Here is a 10,000-nt window from a genome sequence, read left to right as displayed (position 1 = left end):
GGAGCGGCGAAGAATAGCATCGGTCATGGGGTTCCTCCGGTTTTTATCAGGCCTTTCTTTTGTCGGACTATAGAAGGTCGCGCAAGTCGTCAAGTTTGTATGATAAATAAGCCGTCTGCGCTCTTCGGTCGGAAAGCGGATCAGAGGCGGAATAATTCCTATTCGAATCAGGGGGCTACGAAAAAGTCTCGCGAATGTTACCTTACGTCTATCTTGACGTTCGCGTAAAGCGGGCGCAAGTAAGCACCCACGAGCGCATCGTGAAAAGTGTAAAGCGGTTTTCAGACAAGATGCGCGACCAAAAAAACCAAACCTCAGGAGGATGGCAATGGCCAGCTTAAGCCCAGGCGCCTATATTTACGACGCGGTGCGCACGCCGCGCGGCAAAGGCAAGAAGGACGGCAGCCTGCACGAAATCACGGCGCTGGACCTGTCGCGGCAGGTGCTCAAGGGTCTGAAGGACCGCAACGGCCTCGATACGGCGCTGGTCGATGATGTGGCCTTTGGCTGCGTCACCCCGGTGGGTGAGCAGGGCGGCGATATCGCCCGTGCGGCGGTGCTGGCGGCGGGCTATGCGGAAACGACCGGCGGCATTCAGGTCAACCGCTTCTGCGCGTCAGGCCTTGAGGCCATCAATATCGCGGCCGGTAAGGTCATTTCCGGCGAAGCCACCATGGCCATAGGCGGCGGCGTTGAAGTCATGAGCCGGGTGCCCATGGGCTCGGACGGCGGGGCGTGGGCCATCGACGTCAATGCCGCCTTCCCGACCTATTTCGTGCCGCAGGGCGTGTCCGCCGACATGATCGCCACCAAGTGGGGCTTTTCGCGCAATGACGTCGATGCCTATGCCGTCGAATCGCACAAGCGTTCGGCGCAGTCCTGGGCCGAAGGGCGCTTCAACAAGTCGATCCTGCCGGTGAAGGATCAGATGGGCGTCACCCGTCTCGATCACGACGAAACCATCCGACCCAATACCGACATGCAGACGCTGGGCGGCCTCAACCCGTCCTTCGCCATGATGGGCGAAATGGCCTTCGATGCGGTGATCAATCAGCGCTATCCCGAAATCGAGCGCGTCAACCACGTGCATACGCCGGGCAATTCGTCAGCCATCGTCGATGGTGCGGCCGCCGTGCTGATCGGTTCGGCCGAAGCCGCTGCCCTGTCGGGGCTCAAGCCGCGCGCCCGCATCAAGGGCATGGCCTCCATCGGTTCCGAGCCGTCGATCATGCTGACCGGGCCGTCCTTTGCCACGGAAAAGGTGCTGAAAAAGCTCGGCATGAGTGTGTCGGACATCGACCTTTACGAACTGAACGAAGCCTTTGCCTCGGTCGTGCTGCGCTACATGCAGGCGCTCGATATCCCGCATGACAAGATCAATGTCTGCGGCGGCGCCATCGCCATGGGCCACCCGCTGGGGGCCACGGGCGCCATGATCCTCGGCACCGTGCTCGACGAGCTTGAGCGCACGGGCAAGGGGACGGCACTGGTCACGCTGTGCGTCGGCGGTGGCATGGCCACGGCCACGGTCATCGAGCGGATTTAAGAACAGTCGAGGGAGAAAACACAATGGAATGCTTCAAAACCGAACTCGACGCCGATGGCATCCTGCTCTGCACCTTCGACGTGCCGGGCAAGACGATGAACACCTTTACCAAGCAGGCCCTGGCTGATCTTCTGGCCATTGCCGAGCGCGCCAAAACCGACGCCGAAGTCAAAGGCGTGGTAATCACATCGGGCAAGACGACCGGCTTCTGCGCCGGGGCTGACCTTGAGGAAATGCTGGGCGGAGCCTGGGAAGCCAAGTCAGACCCGAATGACCCCGAAGGCGCGCTGAAGGCCGGCTTCGCCGCCGCCTTTGAGATGAACCGCGTCTATCGCCAGCTTGAAACCTGCGGCAAGCCGGTGGCCGTGGCGCTCAACGGGCTGGCGCTGGGCGGCGGTCTGGAACTGGCGCTCGCCTGTCACTACCGCGTGCTGAATGACGGCCCCAAGACGCAGGTGGGCCTGCCGGAAATCAAGATCGGCCTCTTCCCCGGCGGTGGTGGCTCGCAGCGCCTGACGCGCCTGATCGGGGCGCAGGCGGCGCTGATGGCCATGTCGGAAGGCAAGAGCTTCAAGCCGAAGGACGCCCTGTCCGCCGGTATCGTGCACGAGGTGGTGCCGGTCGGTCAGGAGGTCGAGGCGGCCAAGAACTGGATCAAAACCAAGGGAGACCCCGTCGCCCTGTGGGACAAGAAGGACTACAAGATTCCCGGCGGCGGCCCCTACCATCCGGCGGGCGCGCAAATCTTCATCATGGCCAATGCCCTGCTGCGCAAGCAGTCCTATGGCAACTATCCCGCCGTGGTGAACCTGATGCGCGCCGTCTATGAAGGCCTGCAACTGCCGTTCGACAGCGCCATCAAGGTCGAAAGCCGCTATTTCGTCAACACCCTGCAAACCCCGCAGGCCAAGGCGATGATCCGCACCTTCTTCTTCTCCATGCAGCAACTGGGCAAGGGCTCAGGCCGTCCGGCGGGCGTGGAAAAGACCGACCCCAAGCAGGTGGCCGTTCTGGGCGCCGGCATGATGGGGGCGGGGATTGCCTATGTCTCGGCGCAGGCCGGTATCCGCGTCATCCTGATCGACCGTGACGACGCAGCCGCGTCGAAGGGAAAATCTCACTGCGAGTCCCTTGTCAAAAAGGCCGTATCGCGCGGCAAGATGACTCAGGAAAAGGCGCAGGCCCTGCTCGACCTGATCGTACCGACCTCAGACTATACGCAGATTGCCGGTTCCGATCTGGTCGTCGAAGCGGTGTTTGAAAACACTGAACTGAAGGAAAAGGTCACCAAGGACGCCGAGGCCCAGCTCTATACGGGCGATAAGGCCGAAACGGCGATCTTTGGCACCAATACCTCGACCATCCCCATCTCGCTGCTGGCCAAGGCATCGGTCGATGCCTCGAAATTCATCGGCATCCACTTCTTCTCGCCGGTGGACAAGATGATGCTGGTCGAAATCATCCGCGGCAAGGAAACCTCGGACGAAACCCTGGCCAAGGCCATCGACTATGTGTTGAAGATCCGCAAGACGCCGATCGTCGTCAATGACGCGCGCTTCTTCTACGCCAACCGCTGCTTTATCCCGTTCACCGCCGAAGGCCTGCACCTGTGGGCCGAAGGCTACGCCCCGGCCCTGATCGACAATGTCGGCCGCGCCACGGGGATGCCGCGCGGGCCTCTGGAGATGATGGACGATGTGGCGCTTGACCTGCTGGTCAAGATCACCTCCGAAACCGCCAAGGCCATGGGCGATGCCTATGTGCCCATCCCCGGCGAAAAGGAGGTGGCGCAGATGGTCGCCGACGGGCGTCTGGGGCGCAAGAACGGCAAGGGCTTCTACGACTATCCGGAAGCGGGCGGTAATAAGAGCCTGTGGCCGGGCCTGTCGGACAAGTTCGCGCCCATCATCACCGACTCGACGCCGGAACTGGCCGAAGATATCCGCAAGCGCCTGCTGTATATTCAGGCGGTGACGGCGGCGCGCTGCTTCGAAGAGGGCGTCATCGGCGATCCGCGCGAAGCCGATGTCGGGTCGATCCTCGGCTGGGGCTTTGCGCCATGGTCGGGCGGGATCGTCTCGCTGATCGACGCCATCGGGACGGCGAAGTTTGTCGAAGAACTGGACGAACTGACGGCCAAGTACGGTGACCGCTTTGCCCCGCCGCAATTGCTGCGCGACATGGCGGCGAAGGGCGAGACCTTCTATGGCCGGTTTGGGAAGACAGATGCGGCGAAGGCGGCGTAAGCGGTCTCAAAAAAGTTGGTTGAAAGAGGGGGCCATTCAGGCTCCCTCTTTTGCTTTGGGAGAGGCGCGTTGAAACATCTGGTGATCTTTTTGCACGGTGTCGGTTCGTGCGGTGCGGACATGATCGGCTTGGGGCGACACTGGGCTGAGGCCTTGCCGGATACGGCGTTTGCCGCGCCGGACGGACCTGATCCGTTCGATATGTATGCGCAGTCCAGTGGCCGGCAGTGGTTTTCGGTCAAGGGCGTGACGGCGGACAACCGCGCGCAACGCCTTGTCGAGGCGCGTGAGGCCTTCGATGCGACCCTGCACGCCGTCATGGCCGAACGCGGCATAGACGATCCGGCGCAGGTGGCGCTGGTTGGCTTTTCGCAAGGGTCGATCATGGCGCTTGATGCCGTGGTCAGCGGACGTTGGCCCGTGGCGGCGGTGGTCGCCTATTCCGGTCGCCTGTCGTCGCCTGTGCCGTGGACGCCTGCGCCCACGCCGATCCGGCTGGTGCACGGCGATCAGGATGAGGTGATCCCCTTTGCCGAAACCCTTGAGGCGGCTGAGCGCCTGACCGCAGCGGGCGTGAGCGCCGACGCCCACATTCTCAAAGGGCTGGGCCACAGTATCAATGCGCCGGGCTCGCGTCTGGGGCGAGATTTTCTGGTGACGGCGCTGAGTTAGGCTTCTGGATTAAGCCTCTTCCGGCGTCAGGGTCTGCATCGACAGGGCGTGGATGGGGCCACTCAGTTCCTCACGCAGGGCCGCATTGACGGCGCGCTGACGGGCAACGCGGCTCTGCCCGCGAAACGCCTCAGAGACGATCAGGACGGAAAAGTGACTTTCGCCCCCTTCACGCGCGCCCGAATGCCCTTTATGCTTATCGCTGTCGTCCGTCACCTCCAGACGAAGCGGGGCGAAGGCCGCCGTCAGTTTGGTCTCGATGGTCTCGCGTGTTTTACCCATAATTTAACCTCATAAGGGCTTTATAGAGGCCCGACTCCGACCTATATGGTCGGTTTGCGTAAAGTTCAAAGGGTCGCGTTCGAAATCATGAGCGAAGGGTACAAGTACAAGCCGAAGTTTGGTCTGGACATGCGTATTCGCCCGCCCAAGGAGGGCGAGGTTAATGGCAAGCGTCCGGAAGACGATGTGCTGTCGCTGAAGCCGGGGCAGGTGCGCTGCGAATGGCCGGAATGCCATCGCGCGGCCACGGCCAAGGCCCCGAAGTCGCGCGAAATGATGAACGAATACTATAACTTCTGTCAGGCGCACGCGGGCGAGTACAACAAGAACTGGAACTTCTTTGCCGGCATGTCCGAAGGCGAGGCCAAGGCGCACCGCGAAGCGACCATGACCGGTGGCCGCCCGACCTGGGCCTTCCGCGCTTCGGCCGCGTCGCGCGAAGCGGCGGCCTTTAGCGCCGGACGCACCAAGGGCGCGGGCATGTACGACCCGCATTCGGTGTTTGGGGCCGGTGCCGCCCCGCGCAAGCCCGGCGAAGACGCGCCGATCCAGCGTCAGTTCGGTAAGATCGAACGCGGGGCCTATGCCGACCTCGACCTTGAGGTCGGGGCCGAACCGGAAAAGGTGCGCGCCGCCTATACCGAACTGCTCAAGCGCTGCCACCCGGACAATAATGGCGGCGATCGTTCGGCAGAAGACAAGCTCCAGCGCGTCATAAAAGCGTATAAAGTTCTCAAAAAAATGGGTCTGGCTTAAAAGCCTTGAATTTGGTGATCTGGTGCGTCGGCGTCAGTTGCCCGCATTCATATACGGGCTGCGTTAGCCTCCTGCCATCTCATTCAAATTGAAGGCTTTTGGGTTATGCAAGGCTAAATCCCTCGCCGCTGCGGGAAGAGGGTCAGGGAGGGGATTATGGTCGAGGTCAGAACCGGTGGGTGTCAGTGCGGCGCGGTCCGTTTCCGCGTTGAAGGCGAGCTGGGCCATGCCTCCATCTGCCATTGTCGCATGTGCCAAAAGGCCTATGGCAATGTCTTCGCGCCGCTGGTCAGCGTGCGGGAGGCCACGCTCACATGGAGCAAGGCCGAGCCCAAACGCTTCCAAAGCTCCAACCTCGTTCAGCGCAGTTTCTGCCCCGACTGCGGGACGCCGCTGACCTACGAAGCGCCGGACGGTGTGGCGCTGTCTATCGCGGCCTTTGATGATCCCGCTGACATCGCTCCGGTCATTCAGTTCGGCACCGAAGGCCGCCTGCCGTGGGTCAATGGCCTGCACGCCCTGCCGGAGCGCACCACGCTGGAAGACATCGAGGCCGCGCCGTTTCTGGATAAGCTGATCAGCTACCAGCACCCGGACCATGACTGAACCGCCTTCAAAAAAATCCGTCTCCGGCGTGTTTTAGGGTTGAGTCTTGAGGGCATAGGTCTTAGCTGAAAAACGCATCCGTTCGTCCGTCCGAAAGCGTTTTTTGCCATGCCCGTACTCACCTCCGATACCCTGACCGATCCGCTTCTGGGCCTTGTGCCGGACAAGAAGGTATCGCTGCGTGAGGTATTCGGCGTCGATTCCGACATGCTGGTCCCGGCCTTTTCGACGCGCGATGAGCATGTGCCGGAAATCGACCCCTCCTATCGCTTCGACCCGCAAACGACCATCGCCATCTGCGCCGGCTTTGCCTATGACCGCCGCGTCATGGTGCAAGGCTTCCACGGCACGGGTAAGTCCACCCATATCGAGCAGATCGCCGCGCGGCTGAACTGGCCGTTGGTGCGCGTCAATCTCGACAGTCATGTGTCGCGGATCGACCTGATCGGTAAGGACGCCATCGTGCTCAAGGACGGTCAGCAGGTCACCGAGTTCAAGGAAGGCATCCTGCCGTGGTCGTTGCAACGGCCCGTGGCGCTGGTCTTCGATGAATACGACGCCGGGCGTCCGGACGTGATGTTCGTCATCCAGCGCGTGCTGGAGGCGCAGGGCCGCCTGACTCTGCTGGATCAGAACAAGGTCATCCGCCCCAACAGCTTCTTCCGCCTGTTTGCCACCACCAACACCATCGGTCTGGGTGACACCACCGGGCTTTATCACGGCACGCAGCAGATCAATCAGGGTCAGATGGACCGCTGGTCGATCGTTACCACGCTCAACTATCTCAGCCACGAGGCCGAGGTGGAGATCGTGCTGGCCAAGCTGCCGGAGTTCGATACGCCGGAGCGCAAGAGCCTGATCGACGCCATGGTGCGCGTCGCCGACCTGACGCGCTCGGCCTTTGCCAATGGCGATATCTCGACCGTCATGTCGCCGCGGACCGTCATCACCTGGGCGCAGAATACGCTGATCTTCGGCAATGACCCGGAGGTGGCTTTCCGTCTGACCTTCCTCAACAAGTGCGATGAGCTGGAGCGCCCGACACTGGCGGAATTCTATCAGCGCAGCTTTGGCGCGGATGTGAAGGAAAGCGCCCTCAAGGTGAAGGTGATATAAAAGTTCCTCCCCTGATTTGGCGTTAGCCGAACTTCGTTTCAGGGGAGGGGGACCGCGAAGCGTTGGTGGGGTTAATTCCTTCGTTTTAACCCCCTCCGGCGCTTACGCGCCACCTCCCCCTGAAATCAGGGGGAGTGCTAGGAAGCAAAAAGGTTCGATGGCCAAGCCCGTTACCGTTCTGTCCGATCCGTTTCGCAAGGCGCTGATCCATTCGACGCGCGCTCTGGCGGAAGACCCCGACCTCGAAGTCGTCTTCGGGCCGGACGGGCCGCGTCTGGATGGTCGCAAGCTGGTTCTGCCCAATCCGCCACGCGATTTGAATGCCCGCCTTTCGGCTACGGTGCGCGGGCAGGCCGACCGTTTGGCGCTAAAGGTCGCGCACCATGATGCGGGTATCCATGTCCGTGCCCGGCCTGTCGATACGGCGGGGGCCGAGGCCTTCGACGTGTTGGAAGAGGCACGGCTTGAAGCCATCGGGGCCAATGCCATGGGCGGGGTTCGCAAAAACCTGCGCGCGGCGCTTCAGTCCGATCTCGACCGTAGCGGTTTGGGACGTAAGGAAGAAAAATCCGAACTCAATCTGGCTGACATTCTGGGTCTGATTGCGCGTGAAATCCTCACCGGTGATCCTGTGCCGAACGAGGCGCAGCGGGTGGTCAATCTGCTGCGTGACGAGATCGAACAGAAGACGGGGCAGGGCCTGAACGAACTGGCGGACCTGATCGGTGATCAGAAGGCGTTTACGCAAAAGGCGCGTGAAGTCCTGCGGGCGCTGGACCTCACCGACGATTCGCAAGACGCCAAGGAAGAAGAAAAGAACGACGAAGGCGAGGACGAGCAGTCCGAAGGCAATGACCCGTCGACTGAGGCAGAAGAGGATGCCGAGGATCAGGACGATTCGCAGCCGCAGCAGGAAGAGGAACCCACCGGCGGCGACGATCAGTCCCAGACCGGTGACGAGGACTTCACCCAGATGTCGGGCGATCCTCAGTCTCTGGCTGAGGGTTCGGCCGATGAGGTGGTCGATGGCGAGGCCGCCGAGGCCAGCCAGATGCAGACCCCCAATGCGGGTGGTGAGCGCAAGGACTATGACGTCTTTACCAAGGCCTATGATGAGGTCATCAACGCCGAAGACCTGTGCGACCCCGAAGAACTGGAGCGGTTGCGCGGCTTTCTCAATCAGCAACTGGCCAATCTGTCGAACGTGGTGGCGCGGCTGGCCAACCGGCTGCAACGCCGCCTGATGGCGCAGCAGAGCCGCTCGTGGAATTTCGACCTCGAAGAGGGCGTGCTTGATGCGTCGCGCCTGACGCGGGTGATCATCGACCCCAGCGCGCCCTTGTCGTTCAAGCAGGAAAAGGACACCGAGTTCCGCGACACGGTGGTGACGCTGCTGCTCGACAATTCCGGCTCGATGCGCGGGCGGCCGATCATGGTCGCGGCCATCTGCGCCGACGTGCTGGCGCGCACGCTGGAACGTTGCGGCGTGAAGGTCGAGATTCTGGGCTTCACCACTAAGGCCTGGAAGGGCGGGCAGTCGCGCGAACAGTGGGTGCGCGAAGGCAAGTCCGCCGCGCCGGGGCGTCTCAACGACCTCAGACACATCATCTATAAGGCGGCCGATAACCCCTGGCGGCGAGCCAACAAGAATCTCGGCCTGATGATGCGTGAGGGCCTGTTGAAAGAGAATATCGACGGGGAGGCCCTGCAATGGGCCTATACGCGCCTGCTGGGGCGGTCGGAGTCGCGCCGTATCCTGATGGTTATATCCGACGGCGCGCCGGTCGATGACTCGACCCTCAGCGTCAATTCGGGCCACTATCTCGAAAACCACCTGCGTAAGGTCATTGCCGACATCGAAGGGGCCGGGCGTGTCGAGCTGGCGGCCATCGGCATTGGCCACGACGTGACGCGCTATTACCGCCGGGCCATGACGCTGATTGATGTCGAGCAACTGGGTGGAGCGCTGATCGAAAAGCTGGCCGAGCTGTTCGACGAAAAAGCCGCCGCACGGCGGTGATATGTCCGCCTCTGGTTTGTGCAGGGGGTGGTCAAACGGAGGTCTCATGCGATTGGCTTTGTGGCTTTCTGCCCTGCTGACCACCACGGCTGTGGCCGGTCCCGTCCCCTATCAGGGCGGCACGCGGGTCACCTTCACGCCCTTGCCGGCGGTCAGCGACGCGCCTGCGCAAAAGGCCCGCTATGTCGGCGGCTATGAGGTCAAAGGAGAGGGCACGTCCTGGCTAACCGGCCTGTCCGATCTGGTCGTCAAACCGGGTAAGGACGGGGTTATGATCGACGCCATTGGCGATTACGGCAGCCGGGCGCGCTTCACCCTGCCGGTGCGCGGCACAGAGGGCCCGCTGAGCGTGGAGATGTTGCGCGCAGCCGACGGCAAGCCCTTTGGCAACAAGTCGCTGTCGGATGCCGAAGATATGGCCCTCGATCCGCGCGACGGCACGGTCTATGTCTCGTTTGAAGGCGATGCGCGCGTCATGCGCTATGGCCCCGATCTGGGCGGGCCGGGGGAGCGTCTGCCGCTGACCGGCCTGCCCGCCCTGCCGTCGAATGAAGGGCTTGAGGCCGTCACGCTGCACCTGTCTGCAAAGGGTGAGGCGTCCCTGATTCTGGGTGCCGAGGTCGGCGGTTTTTGGAAGTGCGCACTCGATACCTACAGATGCGAGACGCTTACCGGGCCGACCACGCCGGGCTTCACGTACAAGCTGGTGTCTCTGGCCCCGCTCGACCCGGCCAAACCCGATGAGATGCTGGCCCT

9 protein-coding genes are annotated in these 10,000 nt (G+C 62.1%); 8 read left to right on the top strand and 1 reads right to left on the bottom strand.

Annotation, left to right across the window (positions count from 1 at the left end):
* Nucleotides 1-328 precede the first annotated feature (328 nt).
* From LDL37_RS12085 to LDL37_RS12075, 3 genes are all read left to right on the top strand, one after another.
* A complete protein-coding gene (locus tag LDL37_RS12085) occupies nt 329-1,546 on the top strand; it encodes an acetyl-CoA C-acetyltransferase (protein ID WP_290798569.1) in 1,218 nt (405 codons plus the stop codon).
* A 23-nt stretch (nt 1,547-1,569) separates the two neighbouring features.
* Nucleotides 1,570-3,792: an FAD-dependent oxidoreductase gene (locus tag LDL37_RS12080; RefSeq protein WP_290798566.1), complete on the top strand. Its 2,223-nt coding sequence runs from the start codon at nt 1,570-1,572 to the stop codon at nt 3,790-3,792.
* Between the two features lie 69 nt (nt 3,793-3,861).
* Nucleotides 3,862-4,464 carry a dienelactone hydrolase family protein gene (locus tag LDL37_RS12075; protein WP_290798564.1) on the top strand — a complete coding sequence of 201 codons (603 nt, stop codon included), beginning with the start codon at nt 3,862-3,864 and terminating at the stop codon, nt 4,462-4,464.
* Nucleotides 4,465-4,473: 9 nt separating this feature from the next.
* On the opposite strand, the gene LDL37_RS12070 is transcribed toward LDL37_RS12075, so the two are convergent.
* A complete protein-coding gene (locus tag LDL37_RS12070) occupies nt 4,474-4,746 on the bottom strand; it encodes a BolA family protein (RefSeq protein ID WP_290798561.1) in 273 nt (90 codons plus the stop codon).
* Between the two features lie 87 nt (nt 4,747-4,833).
* Between LDL37_RS12070 and LDL37_RS12065 the strand changes: the two genes are divergently transcribed.
* From LDL37_RS12065 to LDL37_RS12045, 5 genes are all read left to right on the top strand, one after another.
* Complete coding sequence (locus LDL37_RS12065; RefSeq protein ID WP_013478592.1) at nt 4,834-5,502, top strand: J domain-containing protein; 669 nt, start codon at nt 4,834-4,836, stop codon at nt 5,500-5,502.
* 156 nt (nt 5,503-5,658) lie between these two features.
* The gene (locus tag LDL37_RS12060) at nt 5,659-6,108 is read left to right on the top strand and encodes a GFA family protein (protein ID WP_290798555.1); all 450 of its coding nucleotides are present in this window, start codon (nt 5,659-5,661) and stop codon (nt 6,106-6,108) included.
* A gap of 108 nt (nt 6,109-6,216) precedes the next feature.
* Nucleotides 6,217-7,224: a cobaltochelatase subunit CobS gene (cobS, locus tag LDL37_RS12055; RefSeq protein ID WP_013478594.1), complete on the top strand. Its 1,008-nt coding sequence runs from the start codon at nt 6,217-6,219 to the stop codon at nt 7,222-7,224.
* Nucleotides 7,225-7,381: 157 nt separating this feature from the next.
* A complete protein-coding gene (gene cobT / locus LDL37_RS12050; RefSeq protein ID WP_290798551.1) occupies nt 7,382-9,244 on the top strand; it encodes a cobaltochelatase subunit CobT in 1,863 nt (620 codons plus the stop codon).
* A gap of 46 nt (nt 9,245-9,290) precedes the next feature.
* The coding region (locus tag LDL37_RS12045) for an esterase-like activity of phytase family protein (protein ID WP_290798548.1) at nt 9,291-10,000 on the top strand (710 nt) is incomplete at its 3' end.

The sequence above is a fragment of the Asticcacaulis sp. genome, from assembly GCF_020217185.1.
Lineage (GTDB): Bacteria > Pseudomonadota > Alphaproteobacteria > Caulobacterales > Caulobacteraceae > Asticcacaulis.
This window is presented reverse-complemented; position numbering and strand designations above follow the sequence as displayed.